The sequence below is a fragment of the Arthrobacter sp. CP30 genome, from assembly GCF_053470025.1.
Genome location: NZ_JBQEMM010000003.1, coordinates 304,880 through 327,221 on the forward strand (window position 1 = coordinate 304,880; position 22,342 = coordinate 327,221).

At 70.6% G+C, this 22,342-nt stretch carries 18 protein-coding genes and 1 pseudogene; 1 reads left to right on the forward strand and 18 read right to left on the reverse strand.

The annotated features are described in order from the left end of the window. Positions 1-61 precede the first annotated feature (61 nt). Together hisD and ACTIMO_RS06730 are read right to left on the reverse strand one after the other, a co-directional pair. Positions 62-1,462 carry a histidinol dehydrogenase gene (hisD, locus tag ACTIMO_RS06725; protein ID WP_448181891.1) on the reverse strand — a complete coding sequence of 467 codons (1,401 nt, stop codon included), beginning with the start codon at positions 1,460-1,462 and terminating at the stop codon, positions 62-64. Positions 1,463-1,512: 50 nt separating this feature from the next. After that, positions 1,513-2,040, reverse strand: coding sequence for a hypothetical protein (locus ACTIMO_RS06730; RefSeq protein WP_448181892.1), 528 nt, complete (start codon positions 2,038-2,040; stop codon positions 1,513-1,515). A 161-nt stretch (positions 2,041-2,201) separates the two neighbouring features. Between ACTIMO_RS06730 and ACTIMO_RS06735 the strand changes: the two genes are divergently transcribed. After that, positions 2,202-2,702 (forward strand): flavin reductase family protein, encoded by a 501-nt coding sequence (locus ACTIMO_RS06735; RefSeq protein WP_448181912.1) that lies wholly within the window; start codon positions 2,202-2,204, stop codon positions 2,700-2,702. Between the two features lie 12 nt (positions 2,703-2,714). Here the strand turns inward: ACTIMO_RS06735 and dnaE are convergent, their stop codons facing one another. The 16 genes and pseudogenes from dnaE to ACTIMO_RS06815 form a co-directional block, all read right to left on the reverse strand. After that, complete coding sequence (gene dnaE, locus ACTIMO_RS06740) at positions 2,715-6,260, reverse strand: DNA polymerase III subunit alpha (protein WP_448181893.1); 3,546 nt, start codon at positions 6,258-6,260, stop codon at positions 2,715-2,717. Positions 6,261-6,422: 162 nt separating this feature from the next. Then, positions 6,423-7,358, reverse strand: a complete 936-nt coding sequence (locus ACTIMO_RS06745) for an RluA family pseudouridine synthase (RefSeq protein WP_055772248.1) — start codon at positions 7,356-7,358, stop codon at positions 6,423-6,425. 253 nt (positions 7,359-7,611) lie between these two features. Continuing rightward, positions 7,612-8,079: pseudogene (gene lspA, locus ACTIMO_RS06750) on the reverse strand (signal peptidase II); the annotation flags it as partial. A gap of 267 nt (positions 8,080-8,346) precedes the next feature. Then, positions 8,347-9,018, reverse strand: coding sequence for a DivIVA domain-containing protein (locus tag ACTIMO_RS06755; RefSeq protein WP_422391707.1), 672 nt, complete (start codon positions 9,016-9,018; stop codon positions 8,347-8,349). A 146-nt stretch (positions 9,019-9,164) separates the two neighbouring features. After that, positions 9,165-9,455 (reverse strand): YggT family protein, encoded by a 291-nt coding sequence (locus tag ACTIMO_RS06760; protein ID WP_055772253.1) that lies wholly within the window; start codon positions 9,453-9,455, stop codon positions 9,165-9,167. A 60-nt stretch (positions 9,456-9,515) separates the two neighbouring features. After that, complete coding sequence (locus tag ACTIMO_RS06765; RefSeq protein WP_055772257.1) at positions 9,516-10,037, reverse strand: cell division protein SepF; 522 nt, start codon at positions 10,035-10,037, stop codon at positions 9,516-9,518. Between the two features lie 94 nt (positions 10,038-10,131). Beyond that, positions 10,132-10,893, reverse strand: coding sequence for a YggS family pyridoxal phosphate-dependent enzyme (locus ACTIMO_RS06770; protein ID WP_448181894.1), 762 nt, complete (start codon positions 10,891-10,893; stop codon positions 10,132-10,134). After that, positions 10,890-11,648, reverse strand: a complete 759-nt coding sequence (locus ACTIMO_RS06775; RefSeq protein WP_448181895.1) for a polyphenol oxidase family protein — start codon at positions 11,646-11,648, stop codon at positions 10,890-10,892. Before ACTIMO_RS06775 ends, ACTIMO_RS06770 begins: the two co-directional genes overlap by 4 nt. Before the next feature lie 3 nt (positions 11,649-11,651). Further along, the gene (gene ftsZ, locus ACTIMO_RS06780) at positions 11,652-12,851 is read right to left on the reverse strand and encodes a cell division protein FtsZ (RefSeq protein ID WP_422391705.1); all 1,200 of its coding nucleotides are present in this window, start codon (positions 12,849-12,851) and stop codon (positions 11,652-11,654) included. Between the two features lie 238 nt (positions 12,852-13,089). Further along, on the reverse strand, positions 13,090-13,920 hold the full coding sequence (locus ACTIMO_RS06785; RefSeq protein WP_082471561.1) for a cell division protein FtsQ/DivIB: 831 nt from the start codon (positions 13,918-13,920) through the stop codon (positions 13,090-13,092). Continuing rightward, on the reverse strand, positions 13,917-15,281 hold the full coding sequence (gene murC, locus ACTIMO_RS06790) for a UDP-N-acetylmuramate--L-alanine ligase (RefSeq protein WP_448181913.1): 1,365 nt from the start codon (positions 15,279-15,281) through the stop codon (positions 13,917-13,919). Before murC ends, ACTIMO_RS06785 begins: the two co-directional genes overlap by 4 nt. Before the next feature lie 257 nt (positions 15,282-15,538). After that, positions 15,539-16,660: an undecaprenyldiphospho-muramoylpentapeptide beta-N-acetylglucosaminyltransferase gene (gene murG, locus ACTIMO_RS06795; protein ID WP_448181896.1), complete on the reverse strand. Its 1,122-nt coding sequence runs from the start codon at positions 16,658-16,660 to the stop codon at positions 15,539-15,541. Then, entirely contained in the window at positions 16,657-18,132 is a 1,476-nt protein-coding gene (gene ftsW / locus ACTIMO_RS06800) for a putative lipid II flippase FtsW (RefSeq protein ID WP_422391703.1), read from the reverse strand. The genes murG and ftsW overlap by 4 nt, the downstream gene beginning before the upstream one ends. Beyond that, entirely contained in the window at positions 18,133-19,707 is a 1,575-nt protein-coding gene (gene murD, locus ACTIMO_RS06805; RefSeq protein WP_448181897.1) for a UDP-N-acetylmuramoyl-L-alanine--D-glutamate ligase, read from the reverse strand. Continuing rightward, complete coding sequence (gene mraY / locus ACTIMO_RS06810) at positions 19,704-20,804, reverse strand: phospho-N-acetylmuramoyl-pentapeptide-transferase (protein WP_448181898.1); 1,101 nt, start codon at positions 20,802-20,804, stop codon at positions 19,704-19,706. The genes murD and mraY overlap by 4 nt, the downstream gene beginning before the upstream one ends. Then, positions 20,801-22,336: a UDP-N-acetylmuramoyl-tripeptide--D-alanyl-D-alanine ligase gene (locus ACTIMO_RS06815; RefSeq protein WP_448181899.1), complete on the reverse strand. Its 1,536-nt coding sequence runs from the start codon at positions 22,334-22,336 to the stop codon at positions 20,801-20,803. The genes mraY and ACTIMO_RS06815 overlap by 4 nt, the downstream gene beginning before the upstream one ends. Positions 22,337-22,342: the final 6 nt, after the last annotated feature.

The window sequence follows — 22,342 nt, forward strand, 5'->3', positions numbered from 1 at the left end:
GTGGGGAAACTACAACCGTGTCATTACCACATGTAGTGGCAGCTGCACCGTGGGCAGGGTTCTAGACCGCCCCATCCGCCGCCGGGAAGCGCACCGAGACGGCCTCGCCGTGCGCCGGCAGGTTCTCGGCCTCGGCGAGGGACAGGATGGACGCCGACACCTCACGGAGTGCGTCCCTGTCGTACTGGACGATCTGCACGACCTTCAGGAACGTGGTGACGTTGAGCCCAGAGGCGAAGGACGCCGTGCCACTGGTCGGCAGGACATGATTGGAACCGGCGCAGTAGTCGCCGAGGCTCACGGGGCTGTAGGCACCGACGAAGATGGCACCGGCGTTCCGGATCCGGTCGGCGACCCGCGCGGCGTCCGCGGTCTGGATCTCGAGGTGCTCCGCCGCGTAGGCGTCACAGACCGCGATGCCGTGCTCGACGTCGTCGACCAGGATCACGCCGGACTGCTGCCCCGAGAGAGCGGTCCTCACCCGATCGGCGTGCCGGGTGGCAGCGGCCCGCACCTGCAGGGCCTCGACCACCGCCGTCGCCAGGTCCTCCGAGTCCGTCACGAGGACCGATGCCGCCTGGGGGTCGTGCTCGGCCTGGCTCACCAGGTCCGCGGCCACGAGGCCGGCATCCGCACCCGCGTCCGCCAGGATGGCGATCTCGGTGGTACCGGCCTCGGAATCGATGCCCACCGCACCGAGGACGAGGCGCTTGGCCGTCGCGACGAAGACGTTGCCGGGGCCGGTGATGACGTTCACGGGGTCGATCGCCCCGGAGCCGGCCCCACTCGCGTCCGACCCGTCGGAGAGGCCGGGTACTCCGGAAACCCCGTAGGCCAGGGCCGCGACGGCCTGGGCCCCTCCCATGGCGTACACCTCGGTGACGCCGAGCATGGACGCCGCTGCGAGGATGACGGGGTGCGGCCAGCCGCCGAACTCCTTCTGCGGCGGCGAGGCGAGGGCGATCGAGCCGACGCCGGCGGCCTGGGCCGGCACGACGTTCATCACCACGGAGGACGGATACGCCGCGAGGCCACCGGGGACATACAGACCGACGCGGTCGACGGGGACCCACCGGGACCTGAGGGTCGCGCCGGGCGCGATCGCGACCTCCACGTCCGCGGGCACCTGGGCCTTCGCGAAGATCCGTGCGCGGCGGATGGCTTCCTCCAGGGCGAGCCTGACGTCGTCGTCGAGGCCTGCGACGGCCGCCTCGATCACGTGGGCGGGCACGCGCGGGTGGTCCTGCTCGACGCCGTCGAAGCGGAGCGCGAAGTCGCGCAGCGCCTCGAGACCCCGGGCGCGCACGTCGTCGATGATGGCCTGCACGGCACTCTCGGAGGATGAGGCGTTGGCGGCGGCCCGTGGCATGGCGTTCTTCAGCTCCCCCGGGCTGAGCGCCCGGCCGCGGAGATCGATGGTGCGGAAGGCGACGGTGGTCGGGGTGCTGGGCGCGGAAGTCACCCGTGAAGTCTATCGGGAGCGATGGCGGCGCGGCGCGGCGGAGCCGGTGGTCAGGCCTTCCGGCGCGCGAGCCCGATCAGCGCCGTCACGAAGATGATGACGGCGGCGACGGCCGGCCAGAGCGCCAGCGCTCCGTAGGAGTGCAGCATGAAGGTGGACCCGGGGAGATCCTCCCGGCCGTGGGGTCCCAGCATCAGCGCCAGTCCCTCCCCCACGCCGAGGGCCAGCAGCGACCCGAGGACGGAGCCGCCGACGGCAGCGAGGATCCGCGCGACCACGCCCGGCAACCGGAGCCGGACGGCGACGACGGCCCCGACGGCGATGCCGGCCAGGAGTTGCAGTCCCGCAAGGGTCAGATCACGCAGCACCCACTGCTGAACGTCCTCGGGATCACCGAAGAGGCGCCCCGTCGGAGCGAGCAGCCACCAGGCCGCGCCGAGGACCGCTCCGAGCAGGATCGTCGAACCGAGCCACCAGAAGACTCCCGCGGGCGGTACCGACCGCCGGTCCTCGGCGACCGCGTAGACGGGAGGAGGGTAACTGCTCGAACCCGTATCCGGTCCCTGGCTGGCGCGCATGACTTCTACATTAACAAACCCTCCCGCCGCCGGGGACCGCGCCTAGGGTGGTGGTGGCAGCGCGACGTACCCGCCTCCGCGGCGGGACCATCAGCACCCGTGCCGTCCCCGCCGTCGAACCCCGGAGGAACCACGTGACCAACCCGAGTACAGCGGCGGGCCTGCCCGCCGTCGCCGAACCCCACGCCGAGTCCTTCCGGGAGGTGTTCCGCCGGCACGCCGCCGGAGTGGCCATCATCACCGCCACGTACGACGGCGTACCGTTCGGCTTCACCGCCACCTCCGTCGCGTCGCTCTCGGCCGAGCCGCCACGGTTCTCGTTCAACATGGCACGGACGTCCTCCTCGTGGCCCGCGGTCGCCAACATGAACTTCGTGGGCGTGCACATGCTCAGCACCGAGAACGAGGGCCTGGCGAACCGGTTCGCGCGCACGAAGGACCGGTTCACCGGCGACCACTGGGAGCCCGGACCCGAGGGGGTCCCCATCCTCAGGGACGTGGCCGGGTGGCTCGTGGGCCGCATCAGCATGCGGCTCTCGTTCGAGAACAACGCCGTGGTGGTCGCCGAGGTGGTCGCCGGCAGCATCGGCGCCGACGGCGCCCCCCTGCTCTACCACGGCGGCAGCTACGGGACCCCGACGGCCACCGACTACGTCATCTGATGCGGGTGCGGCTCAGGCATCGAGGCAGGCCGGTCCGAAGAGGACCTTGAGGTCGCCGAACAGGCCCGGGGTCGGATTCACCCTGAGGTCGACCCCGAGCTTCATGACCTCCACCTTGCGTGAACCGTTCAGCCGGATCAGGACCTCACTGGTCCCCGGGTGCGTCCGCAGGACGTCACCGAGGGCCGTCACCGCCGTCTCGGTGGCCTTGTGCTGCAGCATCGAGATGACCACGGGCCCCGAGTGGCCCTCGCTGAGGTCCGGCACGGAGAGCTCCTGTGCGTTCAGCATGACGGCGCCGTCGTCCCTGCGCTGCAGGCGCCCGCGCACGACGACGATCAGGTCCTCCGCGAGGACACCCGAGATCGGCCCGTAGACCTGGCCGAAGAACATGACCTCCATGGATCCGGCGAGGTCCTCCACCTCGGCGCGCGCGTAGGCGTTGCCGCTGTTCTTGGCGATCCTGCGCTGCAGGGACGTGATCATGCCGGCGATCGTCACGATCGCACCGTCGGCCGGGCCCTCCTCGCTGATGATCGAGGGGATCGAGGAGTCCGCATGGTTGCTCAGGATGCCCTCGAGCCCCTGGAGCGGATGGTCCGAGACGTAGAGCCCGAGCATGTCCCGTTCGAAGGACAGCTTGTCCTTCTTGTCCCACTCGGGCAGGTCCGGCACCTCCACGGACAGTCCGCCCGCGCCCAGCCCGCCGCCGTCGTCGTCGAACGCGCTGAAGAGGTCGAACTGGTTCGCCGCCTCGTTGCGCTTGAGGACGATCACGGAGTCGACGGCCTCCTCGTGGATCATCGCCAGCGCCCGGCGCGGATGCTTCAGCGAGTCGAAGGCGCCCGCCTTGATGAGCGACTCGATGGTCCGCTTGTTGCAGACGACGGCGGGGACCTTCTGCAGGAAGTCGCTGAACGAGGAGAAGGCGCCCTTCTCCTCGCGCGCGCCCACCATGGCTCCCACGACGTTCGCGCCGACGTTCCGGATGGCCCCCATGCCGAAGCGGATGTCCTTGCCGACCGGGGTGAAGTTGACGCTCGACTCGTTGACGTCGGGCGGCAGCACCGTGATCCCCATGCGCCGGCACTCGTTCAGGTAGATGGCGAGCTTGTCCTTGTCGTCGCCGACGCTCGTCAGGAGGGCGGCCATGTACTCGGCCGGGTAGTGCGCCTTCAGGTAGGCCGTCCAGTAGGACACGAGCCCGTAGGCCGCGGTGTGCGCCTTGTTGAACGCGTAGTCGGAGAAGGACTCGAGGACGGTCCACAGCTTGTCCATGGCCGCCTGGGAGTAGCCGTTGGCCTTCATCCCCGCGAAGAAGTCGGCCTGCTGCTTGTCCAGCTCGGACTTCTTCTTCTTGCCCATCGCGCGTCGGAGCATGTCCGCCTGGCCGAGCGTGAAGTTCGCCAGCTTCTGCGCGGCGCTCATCACCTGCTCCTGGTACACGATCAGGCCGTAGGTGCCGCCGAGGATCTCCTCGAGCGGACCCTCGAGCTCGGGGTGGATGGGCTCGATCTCCTGCAGCCCGTTCTTCCGCAGCGCGTAGTTCGTGTGCGAGTTCACGCCCATGGGGCCCGGCCGGTAGAGCGCCAGCACCGCCGAGATGTCCTCGAAGTTGTCGGGACGCATGAGCTTCAGCAGTGACCGCATGGGACCGCCGTCGAGCTGGAAGACGCCCAGGGTGTCGCCCCGCGCCAGGAGCTCGTAGGAGTCCTTGTCGTCGAGCTCCAGGTCCTCGAGGACCAGATCGGTGTCCTTGTTGGCCTTGATGTTCTCCACGGCGTCCGTGATGATCGTCAGGTTCCTCAGGCCGAGGAAGTCCATCTTGATCAGCCCGAGACCCTCGCACGTGGGGTAGTCGAACTGCGTGATGATCTGGCCGTCCTGCTCACGGCGCATGATCGGGATGATGTCGATCAGGGGGTCCGAGGACATGATGACACCGGCGGCGTGCACGCCCCACTGGCGCTTGAGTCCCTCGAGCCCGAGGGCGGTCTCGAAGACCTTCTCGGAGTCGGCGTCGGTCTTCAGCAGCTCGCGGAGCTCCTCGGCTTCCGAGTAGCGCTTCGCGCCCTTGTTGTGGACGTCCGCCAGGGCGAGGCCCTTGCCCATGACGTCCGGCGGCATGGCCTTGGTGAGGCGCTCCCCCGTGGAGAAGGGATACCCCATGACGCGGGAGGAGTCCTTCAGCGCCTGCTTGGCCTTGATGGTGCCGTAGGTGACGATCATGGCCACGCGCTCGTCGCCGTACTTCTCGGTGACGTACCGGATCACCTCGGACCGGCGACGATCATCGAAGTCGACGTCGAAGTCGGGCATGGAGACGCGTTCCGGGTTGAGGAACCGCTCGAAGATGAGGCCGTGCTTGAGCGGGTCCAGATCGGTGATGCGCATCGCGTAGGCGACCATCGACCCGGCACCCGAGCCACGGCCCGGGCCCACCCTGATGCCGTTGTTCTTCGCCCAGTTGATGAAGTCGGCGACGACGAGGAAGTAGCCGGGGAAGCCCATCTGGGTGATGACGCCGACCTCGAACTCGGCCTGCTTCCGGACGTCGTCGGGCACGCCTGCCGGGTAGCGGAACTGCAGGCCTGTCTCGACCTCCTTGACGAACCAGGACTGTTCGTTCTCCCCGTCCGGGACGGGGAACCGCGGCATGTAGTTCGCCTTGGTGTTGAACTCGACCTCGCACCGCTCGGCGATCAGCAGGGTGTTGTCGCACGCCTCCGGGTAGTCCCGGAAGATGGCGCGCATCTCGGCGGGCGACTTCAGGTAGAACTCGTCCGCGTCGAACTTGAACCGCTTCGGATCGGCCAGGGTGGAGCCGGACTGGACGCAGAGCAGCGCGGCGTGGGCCTTGGAGTCCTCGGCGTGCGTGTAGTGGAGGTCGTTGGTGGCGACGAGCGGCAGGCCGAGATCCTTGGCGAGCCGGATGAGGTCGGCCTTCACGTTCCGCTCGATGTCGAGGCCGTGGTCCATCAGCTCGCAGAAGTAGTTCTCCGCACCGAAGATGTCCCGGAAGTCCGACGCCGCCTGCCGCGCCTCGTCGTAGAGGCCGAGGCGGAGCTTGGTCTGCACCTCGCCGGACGGGCAGCCGGTGGTCGCGATCAGGCCCTTGCCGTACGTCTGCAGGAGGTCGCGGTCCATGCGGGGCTTGTAGAGATAGCCCTCGAGGGAGGCCAGCGAGGACATCCTGAACAGGTTGTGCATGCCCTCGGTGGTCTCGGACCACAGGGTCATGTGGGTGTACGCACCGGCACCCGAGACGTCGTCGCGCCCGCCGCCGCCCCACTGGACGCGCGTGCGGTCGTTGCGTGCGGTCCCCGGCGTCAGGTAAGCCTCGACGCCGACGATCGGCTTGATGCCGGCGCTGTTGGCCTTGCTCCAGAAGTCGAAGGCCCCGAACACGAAGCCGTGGTCGGTGGTCGCGAGGGCCTTCATCCCGAGTTCCTCGGTATGGCTGAAGAGGTCCGTCAGGCGGGCCGCGCCGTCGAGCATCGAGTACTCGGTGTGGTTGTGGAGATGGACGAACGAATCGGTCGATGCAGGAGTAGCCACCGTCCGAGTCTAGTGGCGGACGGGGGTCCGGACCGCCTCCGGCAGCATCGCGCGAGGTCCTCCCGGCGTGTCACGCGAAGCCGTCCCGGCGTGCCGCACCGGGCCGTTCCGGCGCGTCGGGGCAGAACTCGACGGCGTGTCACACCGCGCCGTCCCGGTGTGTCAGACCAGGCCGTCCTGCAGCGCCGTCAGGGCGTAGGCCAGGTCCACGGGATAGGGGCTCGTGACGAGGACCGGCTCCCCGGTCCTCGGGTGCGCGAAGCCGAGCCGGTGTGCGTGCAGCCACTGGCGGGTGAGGCCCAGCTCGGCAGCCAGGCGCGGGTCCGCGCCGTAGGTCAGGTCTCCCGCGCAGGGATGCCGCAGGGCCGAGAAGTGCACGCGGATCTGGTGCGTCCGCCCGGTCTCGAGATGCACCTCGACGAGGCTCGCCCTGCCGAACGCCTCGAGCACGTCGTAGTGCGTCACCGAGTCCCGTCCGTCCTCCATCACCGCGAAGCGCCACTCGTGGTGCGGGTGCCGGCCGATGGGCGCGTCGATCGTGCCCTTGAGCGGCTCCGGCAGGCCCTGGACCACGGCGTGGTAGACCTTCTCCACGGTGCGCTCCTTGAAGGCGCGCTTCAGGGCGGTGTAGGCGGGCTCCGTCTTGGCGACGACCATGGCGCCGGAGGTCCCGACGTCGAGCCGGTGGACGATCCCGACGCGCTCGGGTGCGCCCGAGGTCGAGATGCGGTACCCGGCAGCCGCCAGAGCCCCGACGACCGTCGGCCCCACCCATCCCGGCGATGGATGCGCGGCCACGCCGACGGGCTTGTCGACGACCACGAAATCCTCGTCGTCGAGCAGGATCCCCATGCCGTCCACGGCCTCGGGGATGATCCGGTGGCGATCGTCCGGATCAGGGAGATCGACTGCCACGACGTCACCCTCGTGCACGCGGTCCGACTTCGCCAGCCGCACCCCTCCGCGCAGGATCCGGCCGTCGGCGGACCACTGCGCGACGGCGGAACGGGAGACGTCGAGGAGCCGGGACAGGGCGGCATCGGCGCGGGCGCCGGCCTCGTCGGCCGGCACGACGACGTCGCGGTGCTCAGCGGCCACGGCCGGCGCCGTCGTCGTCGGTGTCCTGTGGGCTGGTACCGGTCGTCGTCGTGCCCGAGGTCGTCTCCGGGGCCGGCTTCGCACCCGGGGTCGCCTGCTCCGGCGTCGGACCTGACGTGGTGCCCGGGGTCGACCCTGACCTCGTGCCCGGCGTCGTGCCCGGATCTGACGCGGGCGCCGATCCGGCGGTCGCCGCGTCGGCCGGAGTGTCCGACACATCTGGGGCATCCGGGGCATCCGGGGCATCCGGGGCGTCGTCGGAGGTGCGGCGACCGTCCATGCCGATACCGCGCAGCGTCAGGAGGCAGATCAGCACCACGCCGCTGACCACGGCGGAATCCGCGATGTTGAAGATGGCGAAGTTCGGCAGGGCGATGAAGTCGACGACGTGCCCCTGCCCGAAGGACGGTTCACGGAAGAGCCGGTCGGTCAGGTTGCCGAGCGCGCCGCCGAGGACCAGCCCCAGGGCCACCGACCAGCCCCACGAGGCGACCTTGCGGACCTGCAGGACGATGGCCGTCGCGACGACCACCATGATGATGGTGAACACCCAGGTGTAGTCGGTGCCGATCGAGAACGCTGCGCCGGGATTGCGGATGAAGCGCCAGGAGAGGACCGGCGGGATCACGGGCGTCACCTGGCCCTCGCTCATCGTCGACACGACCCACCACTTGGTGAGCTGATCGAGCGTGTACGCCACCAGCGTGCACAGCAGCATCACGACGCCGTAGCGCCACGGGACCTGCCGGGCGTGGCGGGAGTCGGCGCCCTGCGCGGCCCCGTGCTGGCCTGCCGTGCCGCGCTCCCCGGGGGGCGTCGTCTCGGCAGCGGGGTCGATCGGCTGGTGCTCGTTCACGGTCCATCCAGGGTTAGGTGCGACGACGGCCACCTGGGACGGCGGCCCGGACGGCGAAGGGCCGGCTTCCGGGGTCCATGCCCCGGTCACCGGCCCTTCACCTGGCGGCCCGCGATCGGGCCGACGGTCCTGCTAGGAGGCCGGAGCGTCCGACGCCAGCGATCCGCGGGAGTCGAGATCGCGCAGCTGGCCCTCGATGTAGGCCTTGAGGCGTGCACGGTAGTCGCGCTCGAAGCCGCGCAGCTGCTCGACCTTGCGCTCGAGCACCGTCTTCTGCTCCTCGAGATCCCCGAGCGTCTTGCGGCTCTTCTCCTGCGCATCGTTGACGAGGCCGTTGGCTTCGATCTGGGCCTCGGCGATGATCTTGTCACGCTGCTCCACGCCGGCGTTCACGTACTCGTCGTGCAGGCGCTGCGCCATGGCGAGGACGCCAGCAGCGGACTCCGCGCTGGCGGTCGAAGCGGCGGGTGCTGCGGCGGCGGGCGCCGCCGGTGCAGGAGCGGGGTTCGGCTCCTCGACGTCCGCGGCGACCTCGGCGGGGACACTGTCCGGCGTCGTGCCCTCGGCTCCGGCGTCCTCGGTGTGCGAGCTCGCGGCGACGGGGGCCGGCACGGTCGTGGCCTGCGGGGTGTCCGACGAACCGTCAGCGAGCTTGCGGCGGAGGTCCTCGTTCTCCTGGTTCAGGCGGCGGAGTTCGACGACGATCTCATCGAGGAAGTCGTCGACCTCGTCCTGGTCGTAGCCCTCACGGAACTTGGTGGGCTGGAACCTCTTGTTGACAACGTCATCTGGCGTCAGGGCCATGGGGTCACCTCATACTGGTAGATGCCGGCCCGCCGAAGAGGCGGACAGTGCTGCGGTACCGGATTGCGGACGCGACCGGCGGGGCTCGCGTCGAACTGTGGACCAGCGTATCCGGTCGGGAAGTCCATCACGAAACGGACTCGACGCTATGCGGCGAGGCTCCTGGACACGGACATCAGGATCAGGACGAGGATGAAGAGCACCAGGAACGCGAGGTCGAGCTGCACGCCACCGAGGCGGAGCGGCGGGATGAGTCGGCGCAGCGCCTTGATGGGCGGATCGGTGACCGAGTACACGCCGGTGGCGAGCACGAGTGCCAGTTTCTGGGGACGCCAGTCCCGCGCGAAGCCCTGCACGGCGTCGTAGACGATCCGCAGGATCAGGGCGAGCTGGAACAGCATCAGTACCAGGTAGATCAGGGCGAATACCAAACTCACAGGGCTGTTCCAGTCCTTCGGGCCGTGATGGGTCTCGTGCGACCGTCACGGCCGCGGGGCTCAGCTCTGGTTGAAGAAGCTGGTCTGTGCTTCGCTTGCCTTCAGATCCTCGCCGAGGACTTCAATATACGACGGCGACAGCAGGAACACCTTATTGGTGACCCGTTCGATGCTGCCGTGGAGGCCGAAGACCAGCCCTGCGGAGAAGTCGACGAGGCGCTTGGCGTCGGACTCCCCCATGTCCGTCACGTTCATGATGACCGGGATACCGTCGCGGAAACTCTCGCCGATAAGCTTGGCATCGTTGTAGGACCGGGGGTGGATCGTGGTGATCTGCCGCAGGGCGGCGGAGTCCTCGCGTGAGGAGGGCGCCCGCTTGATCGGGGTCACGGGAGCACGGTACTCCTCCGCCGGGGCCACGCGGCTCACGGCCGGAGCCGGCTCGAGGCGTCGTTCGTCGCGGTCGTAGTCCACTGTGTAGTCCTCGTTCCTGCTCTGCGCATTCTTCGTTTCGGGCTCGTAGTGCTCGTCACCATCGGCGAGCCCAAGGTAGATCATCGTCTTGCGCAGTGCGCCGGCCATGGTGGCTCCTGTCATGAGAGTGGATGAGGTGCGGCTCCGGGGGCCCGTCGCACAGGGCCCGGACGCCTGATATTCCGCCGTTCTAGCTCGAACGCTACCCCACGGCCGGACGCGGACCGAGGACATCAGAACCAATCCTCAGGTGTGTCGCTCCGGCGGCGACGGCGTCCTCGAGATCACCGCTCATGCCCGCGGAGACGGCGGTCGCCGCAGGGTCGACGGCACGGACCGACGCCGAGATCTCCAGCAGGCGGGTGAAGGCCTCGGGCGCCGACGCGCCCAGCGGGGCGACGGCCATGACGCCCGCCAGGCGGAGGCCGTCGGCTGCGGTGACGGCCTCCGCCAGCGCGTGCGCGTCGGCCGGGAGCGCTCCTCCCCTGCCGCCCGGTGCGGCGTCCGGCTCGAGCGTGAACTGCAGGAAGCACTCGAGGTCCGGCCGCGGCGCGACCCCCGCATCCGCACGGCGCTCCTGCTCTCCCCGGACGGCCTTGCCGAGGGCCGTGACGAGGGTGGCCCGGTCCACCGAGTGGACACTGTGGGCATAGCGGACGACTGACCTGGCCTTGTTGGTCTGCAGCTGTCCGATGAAGTGCCAGGTGAGCGGGAGCGCCTCGAGCTCCTCCGCCTTGGCGGCCGCCTCCTGGTCCCGGTTCTCACCGACGTCGGTGACGCCGAGCCCGGCGAGGATCCGCACATCGGAAGCGGGGAAGTACTTGGTGACGACGATCAGGCGCGGCTCCTCGCGCCGGACTGCCGCGGAGGCAGCTCCGATCCTCGCGCGAACGGCGGCGAGACGCTGCTCGAGGTCCTGGGCGCGGGCGGATCCGCGGTCCCCGTCCTGTCCGTCGCCGGTCATGGGCGCCAGACCAGCCCGGCGAGACGACCGGCCCCCAGCTCACGCCGGTGCGAGAACAGCGCCGTGTTCTCCTGTGTACACGACGGCGCGGCACCCCGCAGCTCCTCGACGGTGACGCCTCCCTGGGCGAGCTGGTGCCGGACCGCGGCGGGAAGATCCAGCGCTGCCGTCCCCGCGGGGGTACGGGACGCAGCCACGGGGATCTCCCGCGCGAGCTCGGTCATCATGGCGTCGGGCACCTCGTAGCAGGATCCGCAGACCGACGGGCCGATCCAGGCGGTGATCGTCGCGGCGCCACGGCGCCGCAGCTCCTCGACCGCCTTCACGACGATGCCGTTCGCGACGCCTGCGCGGCCCGCATGGACGACGGCGGTAGCGCCGGTGCCGCCGTCGTCGGGGTCCGCGTCCGCCAGGACGATCGGGACGCAGTCGGCCACGAGGACCGCGAGGGGCTCGGAGCCCGTCGCCGAGACCATGGCGTCCGCGTCCGGCGGCACGCGCTCGGCACTGTCCGACGCCCCGAGCAGCGCCACCCGGTCGGAGTGCGTCTGGCTCATGAAGCGCAGCGTGTCGGGGCGGACCCCCAGCGCAGCCTCGAGGCGGCGCCGGCTCTGCCGGACGGCATCGGGGTCGTCACCGACATGCAGCGCGAGATTCCCGGCCCCCACCGCGGTGAAGGCCACCCGTAACCCCGGCCGGACCTCCTCGTTCCAGTGGAACGGGGAGGTCCGGCCGGGATCGACGGTTCTGTCCACGGACTACTTGAGGAAGTCGGGGACGTCGAGGTCGTCGGAACGGCCTGCGGAGAGATCGGGCTCGACGATCGCCGGGAGGTCGACGTCGAAACCGGAGTCGGCCGGGACTGCCTGCACGCTCTGGGCGCGCTGCTGCGACCAGGCACCGAGGCCCGCGGTCGCTGCACCGGACGTACGCTGCGCATCACCGCCGACGCTCGGCGCCGATGCCGGCCGTGAGGACGGCACGGAGGCGGGAGCAGGCTGGGAGGTGGCGTCCACCTGGTCGAAGCCGGCGGCGATGACGGTCACGCGCGCCTCGTCGCCGAGGGCGTCGTCGATCACGGCACCGAAGATGATGTTCGCCTCGGGGTGGGCGACCTCCTGGACGAGGCGTGCGGCCTCGTTGATCTCGAACAGGCCGAGGTCCGATCCACCCTGGATGGAGAGCAGCACGCCGTGTGCGCCGTCGATCGACGCCTCGAGCAGCGGCGACGCGATGGCGAGCTCCGCGGCCTTGACGGCACGGTCCTCGCCACGGGCGGAGCCGATGCCCATGAGTGCCGAACCGGCACCCTGCATCACGGACTTCACGTCCGCGAAGTCGAGGTTGATCAGGCCCGGGGTGGTGATGAGGTCGGTGATGCCCTGGACGCCCGAGAGGAGCACCTGATCCGCGGAGCGGAACGCGTCGAGCATCGACACGTTGCGGTCGCTGATGGAGAGCAGGCGATCGTTCGGGATGACGATCAGGGTGTCGACCTCCTCGCGGAGGGTGTCGATGCCGCTCTCGGCCTGGTTCGAGCGACGCCGGCCCTCGAAGGTGAAGGGGCGCGTGACCACGCCGATGGTCAGGGCGCCGAGCGAGCGCGCGATGCGCGCGACGACCGGCGCTCCGCCGGTTCCGGTCCCGCCACCCTCGCCCGCGGTGACGAACACCATGTCGGCCCCGCGGAGGACCTCCTCGATCTCCTCGGAGTGGTCCTCGGCGGCCCGGCGGCCCACCTCGGGATCCGCTCCGGCGCCGAGCCCACGCGTCAGTTCTCGTCCGACGTCGAGCTTGACGTCCGCGTCGCTCATCAGCAGCGCCTGGGCATCCGTGTTGATGGCGATGAACTCCACGCCGCGGAGCCCGACCTCGATCATCCGGTTGACGGCGTTGACGCCGCCGCCGCCGATGCCGACGACCTTGATGACGGCCAAGTAATTCTGAGGTGCTGCCACGTCCTGTGTCCCTTGTTCGAATCTGTGTGCTGTACGGGGGCTGCCGTTGATCCGGCTTCAACCTTCACCCGAGACAACGTTAACGTTCAGGTTGAGAGTTAACGTTATGTCAAGTAACTTCTATGGACGACGCTAGTGCATGCGCAACGCGTTGCAACCACCGGCCTCCGCGTGTCGGGCGTGTCGCCGTGTCCGGAGCAGCCGTCCGTGCAGTCCGCTCCCGGACTCACCGGACCCCTCAGCGGGTGACCGGCCGGTCCGGGGTGCTCACGTCGAACTCCTTCACGGGCGGATCGCTCGCAGGCATCGCCAGCATGGCCTCCAGCACCTCGGCCTTCTCCGCGCTGCGTTCGGAGCTGCCCCAGAAGATGCGCTGGTCCCCCGTCAGGGAGAGCCTGATGGAGTCGACGCTGGCCGCGGAGGCGCTGTTCAGTCGCGAGAGGACCGACACCGGGAGCTCGGCAAGGACTGCGGTGATCGAGGAGAACACCTCGGAGTTGACGGCGTTCGTCCCGCCGTCGATCAGCGGGAGCTTCACCTGGGCACGATCGGCCACGCGTGCGAGCTGGCGGCCCTCGGCGTCGATGAGTACCACGTCCGCGCCGTTCTGCAGGACCGCGACGGGGATCCGCTCCTGCACCGTCACGACCAGGGTGGACGGCGGCTCGGCCGCGATCCTGACGTCCTCGATCGGCGCCTTGTCCTCGAGCATCCCCCTCACTCGGTCGGGTGAGATCTGCGTCAGCGAGGTCCCCGAGAGCGGGGCGAGCGCGGCGTGGATCTCCTCCGTCGACACCAGCGTGTTGCCCTCCACCACGACGGTCCTGAGCGCGAGGGCCGGCGAGAACACGACGTAGGCGACGACCCCGCCGAGGACGAGGGCGGCCGCCGTGACCGCCAGGATGACGTTGCGCAGCCGGTGCGAGCGGCGCGGGGCGGGGAAGTCGAGCACCTTCCCCACCGGAAGCGCGCCGTCGGGCTTCTCGAGCAGGGACACCTTCCCCCGGCCGGACGGACTGCCGCCGGAGGGCGTGGTGACCCTCGCCACCGTGGGCCTGCGCGGCTTCATCCGGACACCCCACCGGTTCCCGCCGCAGCAGCACGGTCCCGCAGCAGGCTGACGAGCCGCACGCCGTACTGCGTCACGTCCCCCGCCCCGATGGTGAGCACGAGGTCGCCCTCCGCCGCCCGGCCTACGACGGTCCGGAGCGCCTCCTCCGGATCCGCGACGTAGGCGGCCTCCGCCCCGGTCATGCGCTCCGTGATGGTCCAGCCGCCGACGTCGTCCACCGGGTCCTCGCGCGCGGCGTAGACGGGCAGGACCGTCGTCGTGTCGGCCAGCGAGAGGGCGTCGGCGAAACCGGCGGCGAACTCACGGGTCCGGGAGAAGAGGTGCGGCTGGAACAGGACGTGCACCCGCCGCTCCCCCGCGACGGTGCGGGCCGCGGTGAGGGCCGCGTGCACCTCCGTGGGGTGGTGCGCATAGTCGTCGAACACCCGGACGCCGTCGCCCTCGCCACGGGCCTCGAAGCGGCGGGCGGCACCGGAGAAGAGGGACAGCCCGGCAGCGGCGACAGCAGGGTCGACGCCCAGCTCCAGGGCCACCGTGAAGGCCGCCGCGGCGTTGAGGATGTTGTGCCGGCCCGGCACGCCGAGCTGGAGCTCCTGCTGCGCGTCGAGGCCGTCCACGGCGAAGGAGAGGATGCTGTTCGTCGTGCTGCCGAGCGCCCTCGTGTCGCTGATCCTGATGTCCGCCGTCCCGGTGTAGCCGTAGGTGCGCACGCGTCGCGTGGTCGGGACGGCTGCGGCCAGCGCTGCCGACCCCGGGTCGTCGGCGCAGGCGACGAGCAGTCCGTCCTCGGACACTCTCCCCGCGAACCGGCGGAACGCCTCGTGGACCGCCTCAGCCGTGCCGTAGTGGTCGAGATGGTCGGCCTCGGCGTTGGTCACGACCGCGACACTCGGGTCGTAGTTCAGGAACGAGCCGTCCGACTCGTCGGCTTCCGCCACGAAGACGTCCCCGCCGGCCCACTCGGCATTCACGCCCAGGGCCGCGACGTCGCCCCCGATGGCGAAGGAGGGTGCAAGCCCGGCCTGCCGGAGGAGCACCGTGATCATGGCCGTCGTCGTCGTCTTGCCGTGCGTACCGGCCACCGCCACGACACGCCGGCCGGTCATCGCCGCGGCGAGTGCCTCGGAACGGTGGATGACGGGAAGTCCCCGCCGGCGCGCCTCCTGGAATTCCGGGTTGCTCGCGCGGATCGCCGAGGACACCACCACGGTCCCCCGGTCCGGAACCGCCGCCGCCTCGTGGCCCGCGTGGACGACGGCGCCGAGCGCGGCGAGGGCGCGCAGGCCCTTCGACTCGGCGGCATCCGAACCGGACACGCGAACCCCCTGGCCGAGGAGCACGCGGGCGACGGCGGACATGCCGGCGCCCCCGATCCCGATGAAGTGCACGGGCTCCTGCAGTCCCCCGGCGTGCCGGGGAGCGGCCACGGCCGGCGCGGGGTCGCCGCCCTGTCCTGCGTCCCCGGGCGATGTCGCCGTCGGTGCCGTCTGTCCCGTCGATGCCGTGGTCTCGTCCGTGCTGATGCCGGATCCTTCCGAGGTGCCGCCCGCGGGCGGAATGCTGTCAGGGCTGCCGTGCCGTCCCGCCGTCGCTCCCGGCCGGTGCGGATCGGGTGTCATCGTCCGTCCTCCGCTGCGGCGAGGACGAGTCCGGCCATCCGCCGGTCACCGTCGCGGACACCCTGGGCGCGGGAGGCGGCCGACATCGCGGCGAGCCGCTCGGGATCTGCCAGGAGCGGGAGGACCTCCCGCCGGATCCAGTCCGGGCCGAGGTCGGCATCCTCGACGAGCAGGGCCCCGCCGGCCGCGACCAGCCCCGCCGCATTGAGCCGCTGCTCGCCGTTGCCGTGCGGAAGGGGCACCAGGACGGCCGGCACGCCGACAGCGCTGGCCTCGCTGACCGTCGCGGCCCCGGCACGCGCGACGAGGAGGTCCGCGGCCGCGTACACGCGCTCCATCCCGTCGACGAACTCGACCTGGTGGTAGCCCTCGAGCGTCATCGGCGCACCGTCGTCGCCGAGGACCGGCTTGCCGCGGCCCGTGATGTGGAGGACCTGCACGCCGGCCGCGACGAGGTCCGGGACAGCCCCGGCGACCGCACGGTTGACGCTCGCGGCGCCCGAGGAACCCCCGGTGACGATGAGGGTGGGCCGGTCCGGATCGAGACCGAGCGAGGCGCGGGCGGTCCCCCGTTCCGCTGTGCGGTCCAGGTCGGCGATGCTGCGCCGCATCGGCATGCCGACCAGCACGGCGTCGGTCAGCCCCGTCCCCTCGAAGGCGACAGCGACCGTGGCAGCGATCCGGGCGCCCACCCGGTTGGCGATACCGGGCCGGGCATTCGCCTCGTGGATGACCACGGGGACGCGCCGCGACCACGCGGCGAGGTAGACGGGCGTGGACACGTATCCGCCCACCCCGACGACGACGTCCGCCCCGGCCTCCGCGACGATGGCGCGCGCCTGCCGCACGGCCCGCAGCAGGCGGGCCGGCAGCTTGACCAGGTCGATGGACGGACGCCGCGGCAAGGGGACGCGGTCGATGGTCCGGAGCGTGTAGCCGGCCGCCGGGACGAGCCGCGTCTCCATGCCGGCCTCGGTCCCCACGGCGGTAATGCGGGTGCCCGGCCGCTGGTCGACGATCGCGCCGGCGATGGCCAGCAGGGGGCTGATGTGCCCGGCGGTGCCACCGCCGGCGAGGACCACGGACAGCGTGCGCCCGGGCGTGGAGGGGTGTGTCATGAAGGTGTGTGGCTTCTTCCGGCGGTGGATACGGCGGGACTGCTGCCCGCCGGGACGGGGTTCGGTGGATGCGGGGTCTTGCGGGCGAAGGACAGCAGCACCCCGACGGCGGCGAGCGTGAAGGTGAGCGCCGAACCGCCGTAGGAGATGAAGGGCAGCGGCACGCCGATGACGGGCAGCAGGCCGGTGACCATGCCGATGTTGACGAAGGCCTGCCCGATCAGCCACACGAGGATCGACCCCATGAGGATCCGCACGAACGGGTCGGTGTAGCGCAGCGCCACGCGGATGGTGGCGACGGCGAGGATCCCGAACAGCAGGATGATGACGAGCGTCCCCAGCAGCCCGAACTCCTCGCCGATGATGGCGAAGATGAAGTCGTTGTGGGCCTCCGGGATCCAGTTCCACTTCTGCCGGCTCTGCCCGATCCCGACGCCGAACCAGCCGCCCGAGGCCATGGCGAAGAGCCCGTTGTCCGACTGGAGGCACAGGTCGGCGCCGTCGTCGCAGTTCAGCCGCAGCCACGCGCTGATGCGCCCGCCACGGTTGGAACTGGTGGCGACCATCAGCAGGGATCCGGCGAGGGCGGCGAGACCGGCGAGGGTGAAGAGCTTCAGCGGAGCACCGGCGAAGAACAGGGCGGCTCCGGCGATCATCATGAGGACGAGGCCGGTGCCGAGGTCACCACCGATCAGGACGAGTCCGATCGGCAGTCCACCGAACGGGATGGCCGGGATCATCGCGTGCTTCCAGTCCCGGATGAGGGCCTTCTTGCGCTCGAGGACGGCGGCGAACCAGAGCGCGAGGGCCAGCTTGGTCGGCTCGGACGGCTGGAAGGTCTGGCTGCCGATCTGGATCCAGTTCTTGTTGCCGTTGATCTCGACGCCGATGACGAGCACCAGCACGAGCAGCACGACGGCGATGGCGAGGCTCGGCCAGGCCAGCGCCTTGTAGGCGCGGGGACCGAGCCGGGACAGCACGAGCATCAGGACGAGCCCGGCGCTCGCCCAGACCGCCTGCTTGAGGAAGAGGTCGAACGAATCCTTGCCGTCGGAGATCGCCTCGACCGATGACGCCGAGAGCACCATGAGCAGGCCGATGGCGGTCAGCGCGAGGGCCGAGCCGAGGATCAGGTAGTAGCTCGAGCCGGAGGGCGCCCGGTCGGAGCCCTCGAGGAATCGCCAGCCGCGACGGAGCCGCGCGCGGACCCCGCGGCCCTGGTCCGCCTCGGTGGCGTTCTCCGGGGTCGCCGCCGCGGCCCTCCCGAGGGAGGCCCCTGCCTTCGCGCGGGCACCCGTCCCGGACCTGCTGCCGGATGACGCTCCGCCCCGCGTGCCGCGCTGACCGGCCGGTGCGCTACCGGATGCGGCGCCCGTCGGAGCGTTCGACGTGCCCGGTCGTCCCGAGTCCGTGGGCCGGGCCGCCCGGGCGGAGGGCTTGCGTCCGCCTCCACGGGTTGGCGTGGTCACCATCTACGACTCCTTCGCGGTTGTCCCCTGATCGCCACGTGCACGGACGGCCGCCATGAAGGCGGCCCCCCGGTGCGCGTAGGAGGAGAACTGGTCCATCGATGCGGCGGCCGGCGCAAGGAGCACCGTGTCACCGTCACGGGCCATCCCCGCTGCTTCGGAGACGACCCACTGCATGAGGGCGTCGCCGGTGACCGGATCGCTCGATCCGCCGTCGTGCCCGTGTCCAGTGTGAAGGCTCGGATGGAGGGACACCGGAACATCGGGTGCGTGTCGGGCGAGGGCAGCCTGCAGGGGCGACGGATCCTGTCCCACGAGGACGACGGCGCGCAGCCGCCGCGCATGCCGGGTCACGAGATCGTCGTAGGAGACGCCCTTGGACAGCCCGCCCGCGATCCACACGACCGACTGGAAGGACGCCAGTGAGGCGGAGGCGGCGTGCGGATTGGTCGCCTTCGAATCATTGATCCAGAGCACGCCGCCCTCGTTGGCGACGACCTGGATACGGTGCTCCCCGGGCTGGTACGCCCGGATGCCGTCGCGGACCGCGGCAGCCGGCAGTCCGGCGGCGCGGACCAGGGCGGCCGCGGCGAGTGCGTTGGCGACGAGGTGGCGCGGGACCACCTCCCCCAGCTCCGACACGGACGCCAGCTCGGCTGCGGAGTCCTTGCGCTGCTCGATGAAGGCGCGGTCGACGAGGAGGTCCTCGACGACGCCCATCATGCTGATGGAGGGCGTGCCGGTCGTGAAGCCCACGGCGCGGCATCCTTCGACGACGTCGGCCTCCTCGACCATCGCCTCCGTCTCCCGCTGCTCCGCGTTGTACACGCAGGCGACACGCGTGCGCTCGTAGACGGAGGCCTTGGCAGCGAGGTAGGCCTCGTAGCTGCCGTGCCAGTCCACGTGGTCCTCGGCGATATTGAGGCAGACGCTCGCGAGCGGCGAGATCGAGTGGGCCCAGTGGAGCTGGAAGCTGGAGAGCTCGACGGCGAGGACGTCGAAGCCCTGCGGGTCACGGATGACGTCGAGGATCGGCGTGCCCACGTTGCCGGCCGCGACCGCCCGCTTCCCGCCGGCGAGGAGCATGGCCTCGGTCAGGCCGACCGTCGTCGTCTTGCCGTTGGTCCCGGTGATCGTCAGCCAGTCCGCCGTCGGCCGTCCCTCCCGGACCCGGACGCGCCAGGCGAGTTCGACGTCCCCCCAGACAGGGATGCCCGCGGCAGCGGCCCCGGCGAGGAGGGGCTGCGTGGGCCGCCATCCGGGCGAGGTCACCACGAGCTCGGCCTGCTCGCCATCGACGAGGGGGAGCGCCTCCGCGTGCTCGGCGCCGAGGAGCACCTCGCGCGCTCCGACGATGCGCAGGGTGTCGGCCTTCGCCTCGTTGCCGGCGGTCGCACCGGCATCCACGACGACGACGGCCGCGCCGAGCTCGATCAGGGTGTCCGCCGCCGAGAAGCCGGATGCCCCGATCCCGGCGACGACGACGCGCAGGCCCGCCCAGTCGGCGTCCCAGGTGGTCAGGTCCCTGACGCGATCGGTCTCCAGCACGCGCCCGGTGGTTCCCTCGGCCCCGCTCATCCCACGACCCATTCCGCGTAGAAGATCCCGAGTGCCACGGCCACGAAGAGTCCGGCCAGGATCCAGAAGCGGACCACGACGGTGACCTCGGCCCAGCCCTTGAGTTCGAAGTGGTGCTGCAGGGGTGCCATCTTGAAGACCCGCTTGCCACCGGAGAGCTTGAAGTAACCCACCTGGATGATGACCGACAGGGTGATCATCACGAAGAGACCGGCCAGGATCACCAGGAGCAGCTCGGTCCGCGAGAGGATGGCGAACCCGGCGATCGCACCGCCGATGGCCAGTGACCCGGTGTCCCCCATGAAGATCTTCGCAGGCGAGGTGTTCCACCACAGGAACCCGACGAGCGCACCGCACATGGCGCCGGCGATCAGGGCGAGGTCCAGGGGGTCCCGGACCTCGTAGCAGACGCTTCCCGCCCCGGGCGAACCGCAGCTCTGGTTGCTCTGCCAGATCCCGATCAGCATGTAGGCGCCGAAAACGAGGATCGATGCCCCTGCGGCCAGGCCGTCGAGGCCGTCCGCCAGGTTAACGCCGTTGCTGGCACCCGTGATGATGAGGTTGGACCAGATGACGAAGAGGATCGCCCCCACGACCGTCCCCGCGAAGGCCAGGTCGATCGGCAGGTCGCGGATGAAGGAGATCGCGGTGGACGCCGGCGTGCGGCCCTGCTCGTTGGGGAACCCGAGGGCCAGGACGCCGAAGACGATGCCGACCGCCGACTGGCCGATGATCTTCGCCGGGGCACTGAGGCCCAGGCTGCGCTGCTTCGAGATCTTGATGTAGTCGTCGGCGAATCCGACGAGCCCCATGCCTGCGGCGAGGAACAGCAGCAGCAGGCCGGAGGCGCTCGGGCCGCCGACGGGCGACCCGGTCGCCATCATGATCAGGTGCGTCAGGAAATAGGCCAGCAGGACGGAGCCGACGATCACCGCGCCACCCATGGTCGGGGTGCCGCGCTTGGTGTGGTGCGCCGTCGGCCCGTCGTCGCGGATGAACTGGCCGTAGCCCTTCCGCACCAGGAGCCTGATGAAGAGGGGGGTGCCGACGAAGGCGAGGAACAGCGCGGAGGCCGAGCCGATGAGGAGTGCGATCACTGCTGGTCGGCCTTTCCGAAGGGGTTCGCGTCGGCGGTCGCCTCGGCGGCGTCACGCTCGTCGGTGGCCGCCGGACCGGCCGAGACCGAGGCGTCGGCCACGGCGTGCGCGATCCGGTCGCCGAGGAACCGGAGGCCTGCGCCGTTGGAGGACTTGAAGAGGACGATGTCGCGGGGCTCGAGTTCCGCCGCCAGCATGCGCTCGGCCGCGTCGGCGTCGTCGACATGGACGGCCTCGCTCCCCCACGAGCCTTCGAGCACCGCCCCGTTGAAGAGGGCTCTGGTGTTCGGTCCCACGCAGATGAGCTTCGAGATGTTCAGCCGGACGACCACCCGCCCGAGGAGGTCGTGCTCCTCGATGGAGCGGTCCCCCAGTTCGAGCATCTCGCCGAGGACGGCCCAGGTGCGCCTGCGCCCGCCGCCGAGTTCGGCGAGGGTGCGGAGGGCGGCGCGCATGGACTCCGGATTCGCGTTGTAGGCGTCGTTGATCACGGTGACGCCGTCGGTGCGCTCCGTGCGCTCCATGCGCCAGCGGCTGGCGGCCGCCTGCGTCCGGAGGCTCGAGGCGATGGCCTCGGGCGCACACCCGACGGCGAACGCGACCGCCGCCGCGGCCAGGAGGTTGGTCGTGTGGTGCAGGCCGAGCAGCGGGGACACGACGTCGTGCTCGCTCCCGTCGGGGAACTGCAGCGTGAAGGAGGGGTTGCCCTCCGGAGTCGTGGTGCTGTTCCTCGCACGGACCACCGTGCTGCCGTCCGACGCGAAGTCGTCGGAGGAGGTGAAGAAGGCGCGCCGGGCAGGCGTCCGGGTCTGCATCGCGAGGACGCGCTCGTCGTCCGCGTTGATGATGGCGGCGCCCTGGGCGGTGAGCGCCTCGAAGAGCTCGCCCTTGGCCTTCGCGATGTTTTCGACGCCGCCGAACTCTCCCGCGTGGGCCGACCCGACGCCGAGGACCACGCCGATGTCCGGCTGCACGAGGGACGCGAGGTAGGCGATGTGGCCCGGCTTCGTGGCACCCATCTCGATCACGAGGAAACGCGTGTCCAGGTCCGCCTCGAAGACGGTGAGGGGAACACCCACCTCCCCGTTGTAGGAGCCGCGGGGCGCCACGGTGGGGCCCATGGTCGCGAGGATCCCCGCGAGCAGGTCCTTGGTGGTCGTCTTCCCGGCGGAGCCCGTGATCCCGATGACGGTGATGTCCCCGGCCGCGCGGAGGCGCCGCACCGACTCGGCGGTGAGGGCTCCCATGGCCAGGACGGCGTCGGGGACGACGACGGCGGGGAACGGTGCGCCGTCGGCCGCCGCGACCTCCCGCTCGGCGAGGGTCAGCACGGCGCCGCGCTCGAAGGCTGCTCCGACGAACAGGTGGCCGTCGGACTCCTCCCCGGGCTTGGCCACGAAGAGCGAACCGGGCGTGCACTCGCGGGAATCGGTGGCGGCGGAGGTGACGGTGATGGCAGGCCCGTGCTGGTCGATACCGACCAGGACCCCGCCCGTGAGTGCCGCGATCTCGGCTGCGCTGAATTCAATCATGACGGT

What these genes read in the sequence shown, in the direction of transcription:
- ACTIMO_RS06730 (WP_448181892.1), bottom strand. Translation starts at nt 2,040, where the DNA reads ATGCGCGCCAGCCAGGGACCGGATACGGGTTCGAGCAGTTACCCTCCT.
- ACTIMO_RS06755 (WP_422391707.1), bottom strand. Translation starts at nt 9,018, where the DNA reads ATGGCCCTGACGCCAGATGACGTTGTCAACAAGAGGTTCCAGCCCACC.
- ACTIMO_RS06765 (WP_055772257.1), bottom strand. Translation starts at nt 10,037, where the DNA reads ATGGCCGGCGCACTGCGCAAGACGATGATCTACCTTGGGCTCGCCGAT.
- ACTIMO_RS06770 (WP_448181894.1), bottom strand. Translation starts at nt 10,893, where the DNA reads ATGACCGGCGACGGACAGGACGGGGACCGCGGATCCGCCCGCGCCCAG.
- ACTIMO_RS06785 (WP_082471561.1), bottom strand. Translation starts at nt 13,920, where the DNA reads ATGAAGCCGCGCAGGCCCACGGTGGCGAGGGTCACCACGCCCTCCGGC.
- murC (WP_448181913.1), bottom strand. Translation starts at nt 15,281, where the DNA reads ATGTCCGCCGTCGCCCGCGTGCTCCTCGGCCAGGGGGTTCGCGTGTCC.
- murG (WP_448181896.1), bottom strand. Translation starts at nt 16,660, where the DNA reads ATGACACACCCCTCCACGCCCGGGCGCACGCTGTCCGTGGTCCTCGCC.
- ftsW (WP_422391703.1), bottom strand. Translation starts at nt 18,132, where the DNA reads ATGGTGACCACGCCAACCCGTGGAGGCGGACGCAAGCCCTCCGCCCGG.
- murD (WP_448181897.1), bottom strand. Translation starts at nt 19,707, where the DNA reads ATGAGCGGGGCCGAGGGAACCACCGGGCGCGTGCTGGAGACCGATCGC.
- ACTIMO_RS06815 (WP_448181899.1), bottom strand. Translation starts at nt 22,336, where the DNA reads ATGATTGAATTCAGCGCAGCCGAGATCGCGGCACTCACGGGCGGGGTC.